General features: G+C 47.3%; 15 protein-coding genes. 6 read left to right on the forward strand and 9 right to left on the reverse strand.

The window, feature by feature from the left end:
* Positions 1–39: 39 nt before the first annotated feature.
* From HB364_RS27435 to HB364_RS27465, 7 genes are all read right to left on the reverse strand, one after another.
* The gene (locus HB364_RS27435; RefSeq protein ID WP_167291611.1) at positions 40–795 is read right to left on the reverse strand and encodes a hypothetical protein; all 756 of its coding nucleotides are present in this window, start codon (positions 793–795) and stop codon (positions 40–42) included.
* A 28-nt stretch (positions 796–823) separates the two neighbouring features.
* Positions 824–4,009: a TonB-dependent receptor gene (locus HB364_RS27440; protein ID WP_167291612.1), complete on the reverse strand. Its 3,186-nt coding sequence runs from the start codon at positions 4,007–4,009 to the stop codon at positions 824–826.
* Positions 4,010–4,060: 51 nt separating this feature from the next.
* The gene (locus tag HB364_RS27445) at positions 4,061–5,044 is read right to left on the reverse strand and encodes a FecR family protein (protein ID WP_167291613.1); all 984 of its coding nucleotides are present in this window, start codon (positions 5,042–5,044) and stop codon (positions 4,061–4,063) included.
* A gap of 82 nt (positions 5,045–5,126) precedes the next feature.
* The gene (locus HB364_RS27450; protein WP_167291614.1) at positions 5,127–5,699 is read right to left on the reverse strand and encodes an RNA polymerase sigma factor; all 573 of its coding nucleotides are present in this window, start codon (positions 5,697–5,699) and stop codon (positions 5,127–5,129) included.
* Positions 5,700–5,849: 150 nt separating this feature from the next.
* Positions 5,850–6,263: a hypothetical protein gene (locus HB364_RS27455; protein WP_167291615.1), complete on the reverse strand. Its 414-nt coding sequence runs from the start codon at positions 6,261–6,263 to the stop codon at positions 5,850–5,852.
* Between the two features lie 150 nt (positions 6,264–6,413).
* Positions 6,414–7,211 (reverse strand): anti-sigma factor, encoded by a 798-nt coding sequence (locus HB364_RS27460; protein ID WP_167291616.1) that lies wholly within the window; start codon positions 7,209–7,211, stop codon positions 6,414–6,416.
* A 1-nt stretch (position 7,212) separates the two neighbouring features.
* The gene (locus tag HB364_RS27465; protein ID WP_167291617.1) at positions 7,213–7,755 is read right to left on the reverse strand and encodes an RNA polymerase sigma factor; all 543 of its coding nucleotides are present in this window, start codon (positions 7,753–7,755) and stop codon (positions 7,213–7,215) included.
* Between the two features lie 115 nt (positions 7,756–7,870).
* Here HB364_RS27465 and HB364_RS27470 point away from each other — a divergent pair, with 115 nt between their 5' ends.
* From HB364_RS27470 to HB364_RS27490, 5 genes are all read left to right on the forward strand, one after another.
* A complete protein-coding gene (locus HB364_RS27470; RefSeq protein ID WP_167291618.1) occupies positions 7,871–8,455 on the forward strand; it encodes a PhnA domain-containing protein in 585 nt (194 codons plus the stop codon).
* A 117-nt stretch (positions 8,456–8,572) separates the two neighbouring features.
* Positions 8,573–11,557 carry a glycosyl hydrolase 115 family protein gene (locus HB364_RS27475; RefSeq protein WP_167291619.1) on the forward strand — a complete coding sequence of 995 codons (2,985 nt, stop codon included), beginning with the start codon at positions 8,573–8,575 and terminating at the stop codon, positions 11,555–11,557.
* 8 nt (positions 11,558–11,565) lie between these two features.
* A complete protein-coding gene (locus HB364_RS27480) occupies positions 11,566–12,624 on the forward strand; it encodes a LacI family DNA-binding transcriptional regulator (protein WP_246228628.1) in 1,059 nt (352 codons plus the stop codon).
* Positions 12,625–12,882: 258 nt separating this feature from the next.
* On the forward strand, positions 12,883–13,887 hold the full coding sequence (locus HB364_RS27485) for an NAD(P)/FAD-dependent oxidoreductase (RefSeq protein WP_167291620.1): 1,005 nt from the start codon (positions 12,883–12,885) through the stop codon (positions 13,885–13,887).
* A 17-nt stretch (positions 13,888–13,904) separates the two neighbouring features.
* Positions 13,905–14,237 carry a 2Fe-2S iron-sulfur cluster-binding protein gene (locus HB364_RS27490; RefSeq protein WP_167291621.1) on the forward strand — a complete coding sequence of 111 codons (333 nt, stop codon included), beginning with the start codon at positions 13,905–13,907 and terminating at the stop codon, positions 14,235–14,237.
* A gap of 65 nt (positions 14,238–14,302) precedes the next feature.
* Here the strand turns inward: HB364_RS27490 and HB364_RS27495 are convergent, their stop codons facing one another.
* Together HB364_RS27495 and HB364_RS27500 are read right to left on the reverse strand one after the other, a co-directional pair.
* Entirely contained in the window at positions 14,303–15,688 is a 1,386-nt protein-coding gene (locus HB364_RS27495) for a serine hydrolase domain-containing protein (RefSeq protein ID WP_167291622.1), read from the reverse strand.
* A gap of 86 nt (positions 15,689–15,774) precedes the next feature.
* Positions 15,775–16,824: an AraC family transcriptional regulator gene (locus HB364_RS27500; RefSeq protein WP_167291623.1), complete on the reverse strand. Its 1,050-nt coding sequence runs from the start codon at positions 16,822–16,824 to the stop codon at positions 15,775–15,777.
* A gap of 237 nt (positions 16,825–17,061) precedes the next feature.
* On the opposite strand from HB364_RS27500, the gene HB364_RS27505 reads away from it, so the two are divergent.
* Positions 17,062–19,821 (forward strand): glycoside hydrolase family 127 protein, encoded by a 2,760-nt coding sequence (locus HB364_RS27505; protein ID WP_167291624.1) that lies wholly within the window; start codon positions 17,062–17,064, stop codon positions 19,819–19,821.
* The last annotated feature ends 163 nt before the right edge of the window (positions 19,822–19,984 follow it).

Here is a 19,984-nt window from a genome sequence, read left to right on the forward strand (position 1 = left end):
TTTTGATTGTAAAAGTCATATCACCGAATGTCATTTGTATTAGTAAAGGTTTTGGCCAATAATTGTATATACCCCATTTACAGGACCTGTGGCCTGTGCAAAAAGAAAAGCTGAAAAGTCTGGATTGCTGCTATCGAATACAGTTGCACTCACTTCAGCTAATAGCTTCTGATCCGGTTCCGTTGAATAGAATTTAACCCTCGCTCTTCTACCAGCAATATGCAGTCCCCTGAAGTATTTTGAGAAAACGCCTTTATACAATATAAAACTGTCCGTATCTACATAGTTGACTGGTCCGTCGGGGGCGGTATTTTGCACTACTACTTTCACGGATTCCGGCAATTCGTCCAGTGTATAGGCTATTGCTATTTTGGTATAACCAGCTTCCGGTAAGGCTTCATTGACGGGCGGCCCTATGTATGATAAAGGAGCGCCGGCAGAAGGCTGGAAAAAAGTGACTTTGTTGATGAGGCCCGGTCTGTAAATGATGGTAGTATCCAGCAATTTATTGCTGGTATAATAATCCGCCACCTGGATCCTGTGTTTTGTATCATAATATTTAACATTGCTATACACAATGTTCCCATTAGGGGCCGTGAGGTAATCTGTGAGCAATACCTCATCTGCGGACACCTTTAAACGGAACGCATCTTTCGAAATAGCCTGCATGGCCAGTCCGGTGAATTTAGGCTCATCAACAGGCGTTTCATTTTTTCCACAACCCATGTACAGGAGCAATGAAAAAACAGCAAGGCACCTGAAAGAACGTGTTGCAATAGGGTTTCCTTTTGTCATCGTAATAATTGTTCTGTTAGTCTAATAATTATTGAAACCTGTAAGTAAGATTTATACTAATATTCGTTCCTCTTTTTACTTTATAGTTGGTAAGGTCCAGCTCTTCGTTGTAGCCATCTCCTTTGGGATCATTATTGGGCCCGGGGGCAGTGGCAACTCCATTTTTTATACTGGTATTTGAATAAATAACAAAAGGCTGGTTCAGGATATCTGACAGGTTCATTTTTAATTCGGCCTTTTGTTTGAACAGTCGCACACTTAATTGCATATCCATCACATCCCTGGTATTTTCCCATTGAATGAGGAATGGATCGGTGCCGCCATTAACAATACGCCGGCCAATGCGATTATAAGCGATGTTGAATCCCCATGTCTTGCTCTGGTAATTGAGGCCTGCATTAATGATGAAAGGCGACAGGCCCTGGATCGGCCGCTTGTCACTGGCCACATAGTTGGTGTCTTTTCCGGTAAAAGGACTGGTAGTTACCTGGTGTCTTATTTCACCATCGAGATGGGTATAGTTGGCGCTGATGGCCAGCCGCTTCAGCCAGGTACTTGCCGGATCAATAAATGACAATGTTTTCCGGAAGTCAAACTCATAGCCTTTGGCAGTGGCCTCGTATAGATTTTTATATTCTACTGTATTGGACGTGTTGCCAATATTGTAAAAACGTTCTACAGGATCTGTAAACTTTTTATAGAAAACAGAAGCAGAAATAATCTCATCACCGGAAGGGTAATATTCAACCCTGAGGTCATAGTTGTTAATGCGTGATATCTTTAATGCTTTTTGCCCAATGACCTCTGCCAGCTCGGTAAAATCATAATATACATACGGAGAACGTTCCACAAAATCGGGGCGTGCGAGGGTTTTACTGTACGCCAGCCTGACATTCATTTTATCGGTTACGCTGTATACCAGATTCACAGAAGGTAGCCAGTCTTTTTCACGATAGGTAGAATCATCAAAGGAAGACAAGCCTGTTTGATAATTATAATAAATGGTATTCAGGTCCATTGTATTGTCTTCATACCGCAGGCCACCAATAATACGTAGTTGCTGAAAAGGCCGCAGGTCAAGCATGGCATATCCACTCCTTAAACGCTGTGAGCCGGTATATTTATCACCCAGGCTGCCGATGGCCCTGGTAGAGGCCGGATAGTATTCGAGGTAGCCGTTGCCTAAAGCTTCTGTAGTAACGATGGCATAATAGGGTAAGCCTGCCCTGCTTTCAGTATAGCCAGGAGGTCCCAGTATCCTGAAGTTGGAACCATCAAAATCGGCTTCCCGTTCAGAATAGCTATATCCCATTTTAAATAACTGGTTTTCTTTCAGTACAGTAAAGGGAAGCGAAAAGTTAGCCCCTGCATTTTTGCGTGTCTCTTCCAGCAGGGATGAATACAATCCACCCATCAATAGCAATATGTCATTGAAGTTGTATTTGTACATGTCGCCCGGATATCCATCGAGCCTTGTACCGGTAATGAATCGCGTATCGGGCTGATCGCGGTTTAAGCTGGTATAGTCGGCAAACCAATCCAGCTTGATGGCCTGTTTGGTGATCTTGTGCTCCCCCTCTACCCTGGACTGCCATAATTTGTTGTATAAAGTAACCTCCCCGGTCCTCCTTGCATACCATCCCTGGGATACATAGTCACCTTGCCGGGTATCAAATTGATTACTATAACGTTTATTGTAAAGGTTCTTTAACGATATACGATGTTTAACTGATTTCCAGGCAACATTAAACAGTCCTCCTATTGTTGTGTTGTACCGGTACCGCTCACTGGCAAATTCATACTGGTTATTAACGCTTGCTTCTCCTTCTTCCCTGAATTGCTCATTGAGGTAGGTGCCTGCTGCTATAAAACCGAGGGAACTTTTTTTAAACCGTTTGTTTAATCCTCCGGCCAATTGGAAATTCTGTGATGGCCTGTAGGGAGAACTAACGAATTGCCAGCGATTCGGTATCTGGCTTCCTATTCTCCTAATGTTCTCCTGGTCATTATCTGCACGGTATTTAAAGAACTGAACAGGATCCATCAAACGGCCATCCCCGAAGTATTTCCGGTCTTTATCCACTTCGCCCCACCAGGCTTTGTCATCCCGCTTGTAGCTAAGCATTTTCTGGTTGGCGCTGGCAGTATTGTATCCTGTACCCACGGTTACACTTAAAAAGTTATCGGCCGGTACATCTTTGGTAGTGATCTGCACAAGACCACCGGCAAACTCACCGGGAAGATCGGGGGTGGCTGTTTTGTTGACCACAATATTGTCAACCAACTGACTGGGAATGATATCAAAGCTGAAGTTTCTCCTGTTGGGCTCCGTACTGGGCAGGGAAGATCCATTGATCAATACGTTGTTGTAGCGATCACTAACCCCGCGGATGGTTACAAATTTATCATTCTGCACCGTGATGCCACTTACCCGTTTTAAAACCTGTGCGGTATTGTTATCAGGCGTTACCCGTATCTGTTCTGCACTAATACCATTGGTCATACTGGCATTGTTTTTCTGCGTCATCAGCAATGCTTTTACCGACTCGCGCCGGGCGCCACCGGTAACCACCACTGTTTGCAGTTGCCTGGAATCAGCCTGTTCCAGCACCACGCTCAGGTCGGTCACTTCCCCCTCCCGTACGATCACATCTGTTATTTGTTTGGTTGTATAACCAATAAATGAGACCTGTAACGTATAAGTGCCCGGAGACAATGTCACTACATAATCGCCCGAAACGGAGGTGGTAATGCCTCTTTCCACTCCCTGCACGGAAATGCTTACGCCTGGCATTGTTTCATTTTTATCATTGCGTATCACCCCCGTTACCTTTCCCGGCTTAACACTGGTTGCTGCGGGTGGCGGCGGCGGGGTGGTAACTTTAACAGCAATCATTTTTTCAGATACCTGGTAGGCCAGGCCGGCCTGTGCGCTTAGGGCCTCCAGGGCTTTACCCAGCGTAATGTTGTCATAACTAAAATTGGAAATACTGATCTTATCCAATTGCGTCTGGGTATAGGAAAAATTATATACGCTCTGCCGGTCCAGTTCCTGCAATATTCTTAACGCAGTGGTGTTCTGGAGCTTAATGTTTACTTTTTCTGTAAGTGCGGAAAGTTGTGCGGAGGCAAAAAAGCTGAGTAATAAACAAAACTGGGTACAGCACAGCCATCGCATTACTGCGCGGCCGCGTAAACGGTTAGTTGAGGTCATATCAATCATCCTTGTATTTTATTATGTCCGGGACTATAAACTATTACGGCATTACTTTGTGATCGTCACCTTCCCCTGCTTCAGCGAAAAGTTCAACCCATGCACAAATAATACATTGTGCAGGGCCGACTGCCAGTCGTTCACCGTGAAAGTGGCCGTAATCCGTTTATTGCGTAACAGGTTTTTATCATACACCATCGTGAGGTGATATTTATCGCCAATACGTTCTATTGCTTCTTCCAGCGGCAGCTCATTGAATACCAGTGCACCGGTGGTCCATGCATTGATATTGTTCACTGCCATGGGTGATAATTGCCAGTCTTTCGTTTGCCGGGAATACCGCATGGTTTGATTGGGCGCCAACAGGGCTGTAAGGGCCTTTGCTTTGTCTTCCAGTGCTACTTTTCCATGCACCAGGGAAACCCTGATCTCCGATTCATGCTGGTAGGCTTCTATGTTAAAGGCTGTACCCAATACGCGTGTATGTATATTGCCTGTTTCTACAATAAAAGGCTTTGACGCATCTTTTGTCACCTCAAAGAATCCTTCTCCCGATAGTTTCACATACCGCTGTGTGTGGTTGTATTGTTGGTTGTCGAACTCCAGCCGTGAGTTCCTGTTGAGCCAGATAATGGTACCATCCGGCATGGTGATCTTACGAACCACATGCTGGTCGTTATCAATGATTGACAATGAACTTAGCGATTGGGCAGCCGATACTCCCTGCCTGCTTTTGATGTACCATAACAGAACGGCGGCGCCCATTGTGACTACAATAGCGGCCGCTGCGACGTACTTCCGCAATATCGCCATCCTCCTTACCGGGGCTGCCGGCAGACTACGTATTTGCTGCATCAGTTGCTGGTGCGTACGGGCTTTGATTGATTCCAGCACTTCAGGCGTCAGTTCTTTTTCTGCCTCCAGGAAGTCTGCTTCAGCAATCCATTTCCTGAACAGGTTGATCTCTTCCGGCGTACAGTCGCCTTTTTTAAAGCGCTGTATAAACGCTTCTATTGATTGTCTGGAGGGTTGCATGCTGTAGTAGTAACACGCGGACTAAAAAGTACCAGAAGTTCTACATTACCAAAATGTTAAGAGTAACAAGGAAGGACAATAATTAAAACAGGAGCCCAAACATATGGGAATAAACACGTTTGCAGGCTACACGAAGCCGTTTGGAAGCAAGATGTAACTGGTTTTTAACGGTTTGCCGGGATAAGAGCAGGTCGCTGGCAATCTGGTCAATGGATTGTTCCTGGTATACGTTACGTATAAATATATCCTTCATCTTACCGGGCATACCGGTCAGGGCAGTGGAAAAAGCCCGGTCGATGGAATTCCATTTTTCCTTTTCTTCTTCAGTAAGATGGTATTCGTTGGCGGGTGCCTGTTGCGCCAGGAAAGATTCAAAGCTTTTATAATGTTTTTCCTGTAAGCCTTTGGAACGGAAGTAGTTGAATACTTTATGATAGAGTGCGCTTACCAGGTAGGACCGGATAGCGTCTGGAGCAGGCAGGTGGTGGAAATTCTTCCAGATGTCGGTAAAGAGATCGTGTATAAGGTCGGCGGCATCATCGGTGGAGCCTGTTTTTTTGCAGGCCAGCCTGAATAGGAATTCCCAATAGGCATGATACAGCTCATTAAAAGCTGCTTCTTTTTCATCATGGATAAGTAATGCGTGCTGGTTCATAACCTGTGTCCGCAAATGTAGAAGGTAATTTTCCCAATTGCATGGATTGGACTGTTATGAAAATATGAACAGGATGTTACCTCGCTTCCGGGCATGATAAAGCCCATTGAACATCAGCTCAATGGGCTTGCAGGTTAGTAACCCCCTGCCCTATCCGTTCACCCATAGTGCCCAGTCGCTGTCAAACTTATACCACTTATTATCAGCGCCCTGCCACTTCCATTCAGGTACTTCAGCCCATGTTTTACCATCGGTGCTCCATACCAGTTTTTTGTCATGTATCTTTAACCATTTACCGTCTTTATCGGCCCAGGCGCCCTCTTTTACGGCCGCCCATTTTTTGCCGTCGGTACTCCACCATAAGCCTCCCTTTTTATCCAGTTTGTACCAGTAGGTTTTACCATCTTTCATTCCGGGCCAGGTACCGGTAGTGGACTTCATCCAGTCGGCTACCTGAACGCTATAGCTCATACCGGGCATTGGCTGGGAAGCGGCTTGTAAGTTGCCATGGGTTGCCATCAGTAAGGGCATGCAAATAGCCATGAGGTTCATTGTCCTTTTCATTTGTGTGCTGATTTAATATTAAAAAATGATTGTGTCCCTGATTAAGCGATCAATAATCGCTGATCATGTTGCAGGAAGCTGTGGAGTTACTGGTAACGGGCTGTTTATGTAAGCGCCATTATATATACGATGTGTTTTCCTTAAAAGTTTTCAGGATTGTACTTTGCCCATTACATATAATTGGGAGAGATCGGGTACCGGACTTCCACCGGCTTTTTCCAATGTGATGGCAAATGCCTGGGCCTGCTGTACGGGTTTTAATTGGCACAGGGTTTCACAGTTTTCCAGCATACCTGCATCTACCGTCTTACCATCTATCAATGCCCATAGCTGGTATTGCTTGCCCGCGGGAGCTGCCGGCAGGTTGTTGGCAAGGAGGTAAACATTTTTGTTGCTGGTATTCCAATAGAGTGTTACGAGGTTGTTTTCTTTGCCTGCTATACCCGGCATGGATACTTTGAGCATGCCGGGTGCTGTCATAAGCTGCATATTATTGCGAAGTGCCGTAAGGCGGTTCTCATACGTTTTGTTATTGGCCAGCAAGGTAGTGCGCTCCTGCAGCAGGGCGCTGTAGTCGCTGGCAGCTTTTGTATACTTGCTGTAGAAGTAGATATTGAAACCTGCGCTTGTGAGGAACAATATCAGTGAAGCGGCGGCGAGCCAGGTGGCCCTCCTGCTCATGGTGCGAACGGGGGCTATGGATTCAGCTTCAGGTATGGCGAACTCATCATTCAAAGTAGCAAACAGTTTCTCTTTGATACCGGCAGCTACAGGGACGGCATATTGACGGGTGGTATCCTGCAGCCATTTTTCAGCCTGCCGGATGGCAGCGTCCACTTCAGGATACTCCAGGCGCAGCCGTTGTAGTTCGGCTGTTTCCTGTGCACTGGCCATGCCCAATACATGGCTTTCAATGACACCACTTTGTATGTATGCCTGTATATCCACTTTACAATTTAACCTGTTGTCTTAATTGCAATATCGCTGCTCTTATCCTTGTTTTTACAGTACCCAGCGGAATATTCAGTATCCCGGCTATTTCTTCCTGTGTATATCCCTGGAAATAGGATAGTTCCACCAGCACCTTATATTCTTCCCTCAGTGTTTGTATGATCTTCCGCAGTCCCAATTCTTCCGCAGGGTTAGGTCCATGATCCGGCAGCAGGGCGTATTCTTCCGTCAGGGAATTGTTGCGCTTACTGTTCTTCCAGTCCCTGCTGCGCAAGGTATCAATGGCCGTCGTTCGTGCGATGTTGTACATCCAGGTGAATAACCGGCCCTTGCCCGGGTCGTACTGCTCTATCTGCCGCCAGATCTTCACAAATACTTCCTGCAGCACATCGCCCGACACTTCGGTATCCTGGATAATGCCTGCAATGACACCATTGAGGGTTGACGCATAGTGATCGTATAGATAGCTGAAAGCTGCCTGTGTGCGTTGTTTCAGCAAACCAACCAGCTCCTGTTCCGTATATGTTGGGGATCCTTTCAAAAGTGATAAAGTAAATCAATTGCACCCTTATATACGAAGTGCCGCTCCAAATAGTTTTGTTCCGGCTGCCATTTATCAGAAAATCTTACCTTCGCGCCCACCTAAAAAAAGAAGTATGAAACTGGACGAACAACTGCAAGCAAGAAGCGGCGCTACCTGTGAATTGTGTAAGGCGGCACCCCCCTTAAAAATGTATGAAGTGCCTCCTGCCACCGGCAGTAGTCCGGATAATACTATATTGATATGTAATAAATGCCTGGCACAGATAGAGAAAAAAGAGGAATTGGACAGCAATCACTGGAAGTGTTTGACCGAATCTATGTGGAGCGAGGTGCCTGGTGTACAGGTGGTGGCCTGGCGCATGCTGAACCGCCTGCGGCAGGAGAGCTGGGCGCAGGATAGCCTGGATATGCTCTATTTTGATGAAGCAACACTGGCCTGGGCCAAGGCTACCGGCGATCATGAAAATGACGCCAGCGTTGAGTTGCATAAAGATTGCAACGGTAATGTGTTGCAGGCGGGCGATACAGTCGTGCTGATCAAATCACTGGATGTTAAAGGCTCCACATTGAATGCCAAAATGGGCACTGTAGTGAAGAATATCCGGCTGGTGGAAGATAATACCGAACAAATTGAAGGCAGGATAGAAGGACAGGTGATTGTTATTCTTACCAAATACGTGAGAAAGCAGCACGACTAATGCCGGGCAGGACGGGTAAGGATGGCAAAAGTTGACCGGGAGTATAAATTTGATTTTTAGGGCTTTCCAACGAAGTTTGTACTACCATTTAGCTTCCCGTTACGCTATATTATGACAATGAATTGCTTTTCCATTCTACCCGGCATCCTAACGATATTCAGATCAGGCAGTATATTATTATTTCTTATACTCATCATTTCAGGTGTCCAGGTATATGCACAGCCCTCGCCTATCCGGCTTACGGAAACAGTGCAGGCGGGCGGATTTACCATCGCCGCTGCTGGTAAGGCATCACCCTTGCTAATTGATACGGCCGACGCTACGGTGGTCAGGATTGCCGCCACTGCGTTGAGCAGCGATGTTAAGCTGGTTACCGGACTGGCACCTGCTATCCATGATCAGCCCACAGCTATTCCCTATGCGGTTATTATTGGCACCCTGGGCCATAACAAGCTGATTGATGCGCTGGCCGCGAAAGGCGCTCTACCAGTCGCCCAGGTGAAAGGGAAATGGGAAACTTTTTGCATTACCATCGTTAATAACCCCACCAAAAATATACAGAAGGCATTGGTGATTGCAGGCAGTGATCCGCGCGGAACGGCCTTTGGAGTGTTTGAATTATCGAAGATCATGGGTGTTTCGCCCTGGGTATGGTGGGCTGATGCCATGCCCCAACACCGGGCCGCGATGTATCTTTCTGCAGGGGTATCTATTATCGGACCTCCTTCCGTAAAGTACAGGGGCATTTTTATCAATGATGAAGACTGGGGCCTGCAGCCCTGGGCAGCCAAAACTTTTGAACCCGAAACAGGTGATATTGGCCCAAAAACGTACGCCAAAGTATTTGAGTTATTGCTGCGCCTGAAAGCCAACCTGATATGGCCGGCCATGCATCCCAGCACCAACCCCTTTTATCATTATCCCCGCAATAAACAGGTGGCTGCCGATTATGCCATTGTAACAGGCTCCTCACACGCGGAACCGATGATGCGCAATAATGTGGGAGAATGGGACAAGAAAACGATGGGCGATTTTAATTACCTCACCAATAAACCCACCATTACCCGTTATTGGGAAGAGCGGGTAAAGGAAAGCAGCCTGAATGAGGTGATCTATTCCCTGGGCATGCGGGGCGTGCATGACAGCGGCATGGAAGGTGTGAAAAATCCCAAAGATGCGGTGCCTTTACTGGAAGGGATCTTTACCGATCAGCGTAATATGCTGAAGCGGCATATTGATAAAGACGTAACGAAGGTACCCCAGGCATTCACTGCCTATAAAGAGGTACTGGATATTTATGATAATAACCTGAAAGTGCCTGATGATGTAACGCTGGTGTGGCCGGATGATAATTATGGTTATATACAACGGCTGAGTAATGAACCCGAAAAGCAACGTGCCGGCGGTTCAGGGGTATATTATCATGCTTCTTACTGGGGCCGTCCGCACGATTACCTGTGGCTGGGCACTGCCCATCCGGGCCTGATGCGGGAGGAAATGATGAAGGCGTATGACAGTAAAGCAGACAGGTTGTGGGTGCTGAATGTGGGCGATATTAAGCCGATTGAATACAATATGGAGTTTTTCCTCGACATGGCTTTTAATGCGACACTCTTTAAAGACAGCAAATACACAAAGCAGCACTTACTTACCTGGGCAGGCAACCTGTTTGGCAAAGACAAAGCACCTGCCATACAACAGGTATTGTGGCAATATTATCAACTGGCTTTTGAAAGAAAGCCTGAGTATATGGGCTGGAGCCAGACAGAGCCCACCACCAAAACTTCTTACACTACTTATAACCATTTCTTTTATGGCGATGAAGCGCAGCGAAGGATTGATCAATACGATTCGCTGGAGCGGGCCGTAAAGGCTTTGCGCGCTTCCATACGTTCTAATGATGCTGATGCCTTTTATGAACTGGTGTATTACCCGGTAAGAGGCGCTTCGCTGATGAACAAGAAGTTCCTTTACCGCGATAAAAGTTATTATTATGCCCGGCAGAATAGGTTGAGCGCCTACGATTATGTTCGCCTGTCGAAACTGGCTTATGACAGTATTGTGCAGGAAACGAACTGGTACAATACGCAACTGGCAGGTGGTAAATGGAAAAACATACTATCTATGTCTCCCCGGAACCTGCCCGTGTACCAGGAACCGGTGCTCACTCCTTTTACCACCGATTCATCGGCTGTATGGGGTGTAGCGCCTGAAGGTGATAGCACGGCGGCCGGTTCACGTCAGACTTTACAATTGCCGGCATTTGATGCGCTCAACCGCCAGCAATATTTCATTGACCTGTTTTTAACCAACGCTACTACTGTAAACTGGACCGCTGCTATAACAGATCAACGCATCCGCCTTTCTGCTGTTAGCGGTACACTTAGCCCCACAGCAGGCAAAAGCCAGGTACGTATTTGGGTGGAGATTGACTGGCGTGCAGGAGCAGCGGGCAGTCCGCTATCTGATCAGATCAGTTTTACCGGCGCTGGCAAAACGTATGCGGTATCGGTAACCGGTACTCCCCTTTCCACCGGGCAGGCTTCCTACCAGGGCTTTATTGAAAATAATGGATTGATCTCTATGTATGCCACTCATTATAGCTGGAGTAAGATGACTGCTGCGGGTCAGTGGAAAGTATTGGATGACCTGGGCTATACAGGCCGGTCATTACAAGCGTCTTTCCTTCAACAGCCTACTATTACTGTTACGGAGGATGCTATCAAAAAGAATAACCCCTGGGTAGCGTATGATTTTTATACTTTTTCGGCAGATACACCCATCGTAACTGTTTTTTCATTGCCCACGCATCCGCTGCACAAAGCCTATAGCGTGCGCTATGCGCTCTCCCTGGATGATGGTCCGCTAACCATTGTTGACTTCCGTACAGCAGGCAGAAGTGAAGAATGGAAGCAAAATGTATTAAGGAACAGCGCCATCAGGAAAACAATGATGCCCGCTATCAGCGGCGGCAAGCACACTTTAAAGATTTATAGTATAGATCCGGGTGTTGTTATAGATAAGATATTGCTTACCTTGGGCAGCACAGGTAATGCCTACAGCACGATTGCTGAAACACGCCTGAAAAAGGATACCCCATAAAATCCGGTATGACCCAACCAACTGCCGCTATAGCTATGACATCTAAAAGAGAAATTACGATTTATGACCTGGCCAGGGAGCTGAATATTTCCACGGCAACGGTGAGCCGGGCGCTCAATAATCACCCCAGTGTAAGTAAAAAGACCCGGAAGAAGATCAGTGAGTTGGCCAAGGCTACCGGTTATCAGCAGAATAATTTTGCCAGCAACCTGCGTAAGCAGAAGACACATACGATCGGCGTTATTATCCATGAACTCAACAGCCGCTTCATTGTATCGGCCCTCAGTGGTATTGAAAAGGTAATAACAGCGGCCCATTATAATATTATCATTGGTCACTCTGCAGAGACCAGCAGCAAAGAAGCAGCCAATGCCCTGAACCTCTTTCACAAAAGAGTGGATGGCTTGATCGCTTCCCTGGCTTATGATACGGAAACCCTGGATCATTATGAGCCTTTCCTGAAGAAAGACATCCCGGTGGTTTTCTTTGACCGTGTGAAGAAGGATAGTGCCGGCATCAAGATCGTGATTGATAATTTTAAGGCTGGCTATGAGGCTACTACCCACCTCATTCAGCAGGGATGTAAACGGTTGGTGCATATTACGGGCAACCTGATGCAGAATGTGTATGCCGACCGGTGGAAGGGATTCCAGTCAGCCCTTGCCGATAATAACCTGCCCTGCCTGCCGGAGCAGCTTATTGTGAACGACCTGGATGAAAAAGCAGGTATTGAGGCAGCCCTGCAGGTACTGAGCATGCCGGAAAGGCCTGATGGCATTTTTGTAACGAATGACCTGTGCGCCGCTGTTTGCATGCAGAAGCTGAAAGAAGGCGGCCTGAAGATACCGGAGGATATTGCTATTGTGGGGTTTAATAATGACCTTATCAGCCGGATAGCAGAACCTGCCCTCACTACCATTAACTATGCAGGCATAGAGATGGGTGAAGTGGCGGCTAAATGCCTCATCAATCAATTAAATCATAACAAACTGCCCGATTCCAATTATACCATCACCCTTCCGGCGGCTTTATTGATCCGGGCCTCCTCCCTGAAGAAAAAATTATAATGCCGGCCTGTGGAGGCTTGGCAACCAGCGAACTATCTTTTACCGTCTTTGTTAGTACATTGAACCGGACAGCTTACCGGCCGGTGTTTTTTCTTATTGCGTAAACAGGATTTCCAAATACGGTTGATAATGAACTTTCTGCGTCGTAATTTTGCACCCGGTTTAAATTGACCATAACCATACCTGCCTACGAATGCTTTGCTACTGTGAAAAAGGGTAATAGCCCGTTTTTCCTTAAATAAATGTGTATTATATATAATGATTACGACTGATATCTGTATTATTGGAGCCGGCCCTGTAGGATTATTTGCTGTTTTTGAAGCCGGCCTGTTGAAAATGCGTTGCCACCTCGTAGATGCCTTACCCCAGGTGGGCGGTCAGCTTTCTGAGATCTATCCCTATAAACCGATCTATGATATTCCCGGTGCGCCGGAGATCAAGGCACAGGAGCTGGTAGATAACCTGAAAAAACAGATAGCGCCTTTTGCCCCCACTTTTACCCTGGGCGAACGGGTGGAAACGATCGAAAGGCAGGAAGACAAGTCTTTTATTGTTACTACTTCAGATCATACGAAGATCCATTGCAAGGTGATTACCATTGCAGGCGGACTGGGTTGTTTTGAGCCCCGTAAGCCGGCCATTGAGCAACTGGAAGCTTTTGAAGGCAAGGGGGTGACTTATATGGTGAAAGATCCTGAACTGTTCCGGGATAAGCATATCGTACTGGCTGGCGGCGGTGACTCTGCCCTGGACTGGACTATCTATTTATCCAATGTGGCCAAATCAGTGACGCTGGTTCACCGGGGCGATACGTTCCGGGGCGCGCCGGATTCGGCTGAAAAGGTGTTCCACCTGGCTGAAGCGGGCAAGATCAACCTGGTGCTGAAATCGAATATTGTGAAGATCAATGGTAACGGGAAGCTGAATGAAGTGCTGATAGAAGGCAGTGATAAAACGGTTACCACGATGGCTACCGATTACCTGATCCCGCTCTTTGGTCTGAGCCCTAAGCTGGGCCCTATTGCCGACTGGGGACTGAATATAGACAAATCGGCCATCAGCGTGAATACGTTTGACTATTCCACCAATATAGAAGGTATTTATGCTATTGGTGATATCAATACTTACCCCGGCAAGTTAAAGCTCATCCTTTGCGGCTTCCATGAATCGGCCCTGATGGCGCACAGCGCTTTCAAGCATGTGTACCCCAACCAGCGCCTGAGCTTTAAGTATACCACTGTTAATGGCGTCAATGCATTTTAAAAAAGAAAGAAGGAAACATGATCAATATCACCGTACTCAATAAGGCAGGAGAAGAAAGAGAACTGGAAGTACCTGAAGATATGGGATTAAACCTGATGGAAATCCTCAAGGCCAACGAATACAATGTGCTGGCTACCTGCGGCGGCATGGCCATGTGCGGCACCTGCCATGTACAGGTACTGGAAGGAATGGACAACCTGGCCGCGCACAGTGATGCCGAACTGGATATGCTGGATACGCTGCCCGATGCAGAAAGCAACAGCCGCCTCGCCTGCCAGCTAAGGGTAGATGAAAACATGCATGGCGCTGTATTCAAACTCTGCGCTGAAGAAGACGTAGAGGTGGCATAAGCTCCTTACTACTATATTTGTCAAAGCCAGCCTGAACATACGCTCAGGCTGGCTTTGTTTATTTGTTATTCTATCTTCTTCCATTCATACTGTCCATTCCGGTGTACTATCAAACCGGTCACTTTTCCTTCGTTGTCTTTGGAAAACACAACAAAGGTTTCTGCAGGCATGTCTATGAGGTAAAACCTGCGATCGGTCAACGCGTACATTCTGAAGGCCATGCCATCTTCGAGGAATAAACTATGACCGTTCCTTTTGATCATGATGGTTTTTTGCCCCAATACCGTTTTGTATTTTCCGGTATAAGTATCCATCACGGCATCACTTACTTTAGCTTCTTTGGGCATCAGGTTGCCCAATACTATTTGAGGGATCTGGCCGAATAACCTGAAGCGCTGATCGCTGAAGCTGGTGGCATCTTCGCCGGACTTAACATTGGTAAGCACAGCTACAAAGACATCCTGCACCGGGAAATAGCTTTCCATGGAAATGAAGCCACTCACCTGTCCTTCGTGCTTTATACAGGGAGCGCCATACATAATGCCAATGTTCCAGCCATAGCCATAATTGGTAATCTTGCCATCCTGCAACCGGTAAGGGGTAAAGGCTTTTTCCAGTGTTTCTTTTTTAACCAGCTTACCGGCCAATAATGCATTGTTCCAGGCGTAGAGGTCATCTACGGTACCCAGCAGATCACCAGCACCGTATCCAATGGAAAGGGTTTGGTAGTAAGTATTCTGGTAAAAACCTTTATCCCGTGTGTAACCATTTACCCGGCCGGGAATAATGGTGAGCTCATTTGCATACTCTGTATGCTGCAGTCCTGCTTTTTCCAGCACCTGCTTCCGCATGTAATCATGGTATTTTTGACCGCTTACTTTTTCAATGATATAAGCCAGTAAGGTATAGCCGGAATTGGTATAGGCATATTTTGTACCCGGCACAAACTGCAGGGGCGCATTTTTGAAATGATTGATGATGAACGCCGGCGTAAAATCATGCCGCTCTATGTAGGGATCGGGGTGATCAATAGTCATATAATCCGGAATACCGGAGGTATGGGTGAGCAAATGCTCAATGGTAATGGTATGTCCTTTGGAAGGGAAATCTTTGATGTATTGCTGCACACTGTCGCTCAATTGTAACTTACCCTGCTCTGCCAGTTGCAATATGCCGATGGCCGTAAACTGCTTGGTAATGGAGCCTATTCTGAATACCATATCTGGCTTCAGGGAAACATCCAGTTCCAGGTTGGCGCTGCCGAATGCTTTGCGGTAAATCACTTTTCCTTTGCGGGCAGCCAATACCACGATACCGGGTTCCTGGGCTTTGAACTGGGATTTAATCAAACTATCAAGGGATTTTTCTACGGCACGATCAGTGGGCGCCTGTGCATAATTCTCCAATACATACAAAACGGTCAATAGCAGGACAGCAATACTTCTTTTCATATACAGGTATTTAATTATCCGGCAAAACACCTGTAAAAGAGGCTTTTAACCTATTCAAATCCGGATTTGAGCAGTAAAAGGATCCATTATTCCTGCTTTTCGATGACTGACTTGCGGTATTCAGAAGGCGACATGCCGGTAAGCTGCTTAAAGGTGCGCTGAAAGGTAGGCTGTGAGTTGAACCCGCAGTCGAACGCAATGCCGGTCATGGTAAGGTGTTGCAGGTCGGCCGCCACCACCCGCTTTTTGAATTCCCGGATGCGGTATTCATTGACAAATTCATTAAAGCTGGTGTGCAGGTGCTGGTTGAGGACGGCCGAGATGGTTTTGGGAGCAATACCCGTATGCCGTGACAACCCGGTAAGGTTGAGGGAGGGATCGAGGTAAAGTGTTTCCTGCTCCATGGCCTTTTTCAGGGCAGCGATGGTTTGCTGTACTACATCGGCCGGTATGGCAGCAGTGCTGCCCGTGGTTTTGCGGATGACTACCGGCAGGTTGTAGGTTACCAGTAATGCTTTGATGCCCAGCCAGTAGATGAGTACGGCCAGTGGAATGAATACAGGATACCAATCTACCAGTTGCAGCAGCCGGTTGCTGTACCGTGGAATGACATAAGGAATTAAATAAAGCAGCCATATAAACTGGAAAACGAGAAATACCCGTACAAACTGGCGTAGCCAGCGCAGGGTAACCCTATTTTCTGTTTCCACGCCACCGGCAGATGCTGTGGAGGGAAAAGCCGCCAGGTAGCGGGCAGAGAGCCATAGGTAAATGGTAAGCGACAGCCACCGGGGTATATCCACATATATATTGTACACATCCCTGTAATAATCCATTGGAATGGCCTTTTTTATGAGCCCTATCAGGATGCCACCTATGTATATTACCGCTGCTATTTGTGGCAGCACATCCAGCAACACGGAATAAAAGTGCTTGCGGTAGGGACGCAGGCGGAAATCCGGTTCAAGGCTGGCGCGGATGTAAAAGTATAGTAAGGGCCCCATGGGCATAATGATCATGAGAGGAATGAAAGCGTCTATAAAACCACCGAGGGTTGTGGTGTATAATATTGACTCCTGGAAAAGGCGAAGATCAAGGCAGGCAAGGGAGAAAAACCAGAGCATAAAGGCAAGCATCCGGTTGGCTTTTTGATGCCTTTTATTCCAAAAAAGTAAAGCACCCGTAATAAGCCCCTGAATCGCGCCCAGTGCTATAATTGTCTTTAATACACTTGTTATTGAAACCATGTTTTATATATCCTTTCAGAAGGTTAATAAACACCCTGCATTGGTTAATATTTGAGTATCTCAATCGTTGGCACCTTTTTAAATTTGAGTATTGCCCCGATGGGGCAATATTAATCCAAATTGAACATGCAAATAAAACGATCTGTACGTAACAGTACGCTTGCTGCAATGCTTGCCATGATGGCTGCACCGGCCATCGGCCAGGAATCTCAATCGCCACCCACCTCCCGTCCCAACCTTGCTATTGTAGCTACGCCCAGTGCTTCGGGCAGGTTTGGCGCTTCATTGGATGCGTTGAATGATGGCCTTACGCCTACCCCCTCCGGTAATAACCGGGGTGGCGGCAACCGGCAATTTCCCCGTTCCCAATACTGGGTACAGTATGAATGGGCGCAACCGGTAAGCACGAAGGAAATAGCGGTGTATTGGTGGAACTATAACAACGGCCTCCGCCTGCCGATGGCCTACCGCCTGCAATACTGGGATGGTAAGGATTTTGTGCCGGTAAAAAACGCCGCCGGTTTGGGCCTGACCAATAATCAATACAATACAACCACTTTTGATGAAGTAAAGACTACCCGGCTGCGGCTGGAGCTGGACTCAGCCGACAGGGCCAGCGCCACCCTGCTGGAATGGGCGGTGTATAAAACGGACAACTCCCCTGCCCCCGCTCCGCTGGTAATAGCAGGTCTGGACCGCGATGTAATGGTTGACGGTAAAACTTACCTGGCTGCTGCCATTAAATCGGTTACCCCTGTGGGTAAAATTGCCTGGGCCAAAGTATCCGGTCCCGGTACGGTTACCTTTAGCAATACCGGCGATAAAAATGCTACTGCACAATTCTCTGCTACCGGCAATTATGTGCTGAAGCTTACCGCCACAGAAGGTAATAACACCACCTCCTCCACGCTGAAAGTAAAGGTACACCAGCCTCCTAAGGAGAAGCGCCTGGATGTAGTGTACACCAAGCGCTATAAGATTGACAGCAAGCTGTGGAGCGACCGCGCCAAAGCGATGATCGTAAACTGGATACCTTTCTGTATTGATCAGAATGAACGCACTGATATCACTACCGGTGAGGGCGGCCTGGATAATTTTATTGAAGCTGCCAAAGCATTGCGGGGTGAACCACATGCCCGGCATAAAGGCTATGTATTTTCCAATGCCTGGGTACACCAAACGGTAGAATCCATGTGTATCGCCCTGATGGTAGACCCGCAAGGCGATGCTGCTATTATTGCTGCACAGGAGAAGATGAAAAAGAAGCTGTCAGCATGGATACCCATTATCCTCGCTGCCCAGGAGCCCGACGGCTACCTGCACACCGCCTATACCCTGCGAGATACTACCCGCTGGAAAGAAAGATGGGCCGTGAGAAACCGGGGTGATCATGAAGGATATGTAGCCGGTTACTTTATTGAGAGCGCTATCAACCACTATACCCTTACTGAAGGAAAGGATAAAAGGTTGTATGATGCCGCCAAGAAACTGGCCGACTGCTGGGTAGCGAATATCGGTCCGGGTAAAAAAGCCTGGTATGATGGTCACCAGGAAATGGAACAGGCCCTGGTGCGCTTTGGCCGTTTTGTAAATGATATGGAAGGAAAAGGCAGTCATGGCGACAGTTATATACAACTGGCCAAGTTCTTATTGGACAGCCGCAAGGATGGCAGTGAATATGATCAAAGCCATGTGCCGGTACAACAGCAATATGAAGCCGTAGGCCATGCCGTACGGGCCACCTATAATTATTCGGCCATGGCCGATGTGGCGGCCGAAACAGGCGATGTGGATTACCAGAGCGCCGTGATGAGCCTGTGGGACAATATGATCAATAAAAAGTATTACCTCACCGGTGGTATTGGCAGTGGTGAAACCTCCGAAGGTTTTGGCGGTAATTACTCCCTGCGCAATAATGCTTATTGTGAATCCTGCTCCAGCGCCGGGCTTATTTTCTTCCAATACAAGATGAACCTGGCCTACCACGATGCCAAGTATGCCGACCTGTATGAAGAAACGATGTACAATGCCCTGCTGGGCTCACTGGACCTGGAAGGGAAGAATTTCTATTATACCAATGCTCTGTCCTCTGCACAGCCCCGCTACCAGTGGCATGTGTGCCCCTGCTGCGTAGGCAATATTCCCCGTACGCTGCTGATGATCCCTACCTGGACCTACGTAACCGGCGATAACGGTATTTACGTGAATATGTATGTAGGCAGCACGATTAAGGTAGAACGGGTGGTAGGCACTGATGTAGAGATGGTGCAAAAAACAGATTATCCCTGGAGCGGTGATGTGGCCATTACGGTAAATCCCAAAGTATCCAAAACATTCACCGTGTATGTGCGTGTACCCAATCGTACCACGAGTGAACTGTATACACCGGTACCACAGGTGAGCGGGCTGAAATCACTGAAGGTAAATGGTCAGGCAGTGCCTATGAAAATAGAAAATGGGTATGTGGCCATTCGCCGTACCTGGAAAGCAGGCGACAAGATCAATGTGGTACTACCCATGGAAATACAGAAGGTAACAGCCGATGAAAAGATAGAGGCCGACAGAGGTCGCGTAGCCCTGCGCTATGGTCCCATGATCTATAATGTGGAAACAGCCGATAACAATGGTGACATCAATAAATCACTTGGTAAAACGCCTTTAACACTGGAATGGAAACCCGAATTCCTGAATGGTGTGATGACCATTAAAGGCACCTGGAGTGATGGCACGCCCCTGATCGCCATTCCCAACTATGCCCGGCTGAACAGGCTGCCCACTACCCCATTACCTTCCAATGCACAACAAACCGTACCTACCCGCCCCAATGAACCGCCCCAGGCGCGTATGGACCGGGTGGCTGCTTCGGCGGTGTGGATTAAGGAGTAAAAGAATAGCTATTAGCATATGGGTCGTAAAGAAATGAGGCCGTCTCAAAAGTAATTGAGGCGGCTTCTTTATTTTAGGAGTACGGTTATTCACATATCTGTATAAAAAGACGTGATGCGTTCAAGGGTTTAGTATTGTTTTTGTGGCATGATCTGGCATGGCC

The sequence above is a fragment of the Paraflavitalea devenefica genome (assembly GCF_011759375.1).
GTDB lineage: Bacteria > Bacteroidota > Bacteroidia > Chitinophagales > Chitinophagaceae > Paraflavitalea > Paraflavitalea devenefica.

Bases quoted from the DNA above. Each gene is read 5' to 3' on its own strand.
- HB364_RS27500 (WP_167291623.1), bottom strand. From the start codon at position 16,824: ATGCTTGCCTTTATGCTCTGGTTTTTCTCCCTTGCCTGCCTTGATCTT.
- HB364_RS27435 (WP_167291611.1), bottom strand. From the start codon at position 795: ATGACAAAAGGAAACCCTATTGCAACACGTTCTTTCAGGTGCCTTGCT.
- HB364_RS27470 (WP_167291618.1), top strand. From the start codon at position 7,871: ATGAAACTGGACGAACAACTGCAAGCAAGAAGCGGCGCTACCTGTGAA.
- HB364_RS27475 (WP_167291619.1), top strand. From the start codon at position 8,573: ATGAATTGCTTTTCCATTCTACCCGGCATCCTAACGATATTCAGATCA.
- HB364_RS27480 (WP_246228628.1), top strand. From the start codon at position 11,566: ATGACCCAACCAACTGCCGCTATAGCTATGACATCTAAAAGAGAAATT.
- HB364_RS27445 (WP_167291613.1), bottom strand. From the start codon at position 5,044: ATGCAACCCTCCAGACAATCAATAGAAGCGTTTATACAGCGCTTTAAA.
- HB364_RS27455 (WP_167291615.1), bottom strand. From the start codon at position 6,263: ATGAAAAGGACAATGAACCTCATGGCTATTTGCATGCCCTTACTGATG.
- HB364_RS27490 (WP_167291621.1), top strand. From the start codon at position 13,905: ATGATCAATATCACCGTACTCAATAAGGCAGGAGAAGAAAGAGAACTG.
- HB364_RS27505 (WP_167291624.1), top strand. From the start codon at position 17,062: ATGCAAATAAAACGATCTGTACGTAACAGTACGCTTGCTGCAATGCTT.
- HB364_RS27495 (WP_167291622.1), bottom strand. From the start codon at position 15,688: ATGAAAAGAAGTATTGCTGTCCTGCTATTGACCGTTTTGTATGTATTG.
- HB364_RS27485 (WP_167291620.1), top strand. From the start codon at position 12,883: ATGATTACGACTGATATCTGTATTATTGGAGCCGGCCCTGTAGGATTA.
- HB364_RS27450 (WP_167291614.1), bottom strand. From the start codon at position 5,699: ATGAACCAGCACGCATTACTTATCCATGATGAAAAAGAAGCAGCTTTT.
- HB364_RS27440 (WP_167291612.1), bottom strand. From the start codon at position 4,009: ATGACCTCAACTAACCGTTTACGCGGCCGCGCAGTAATGCGATGGCTG.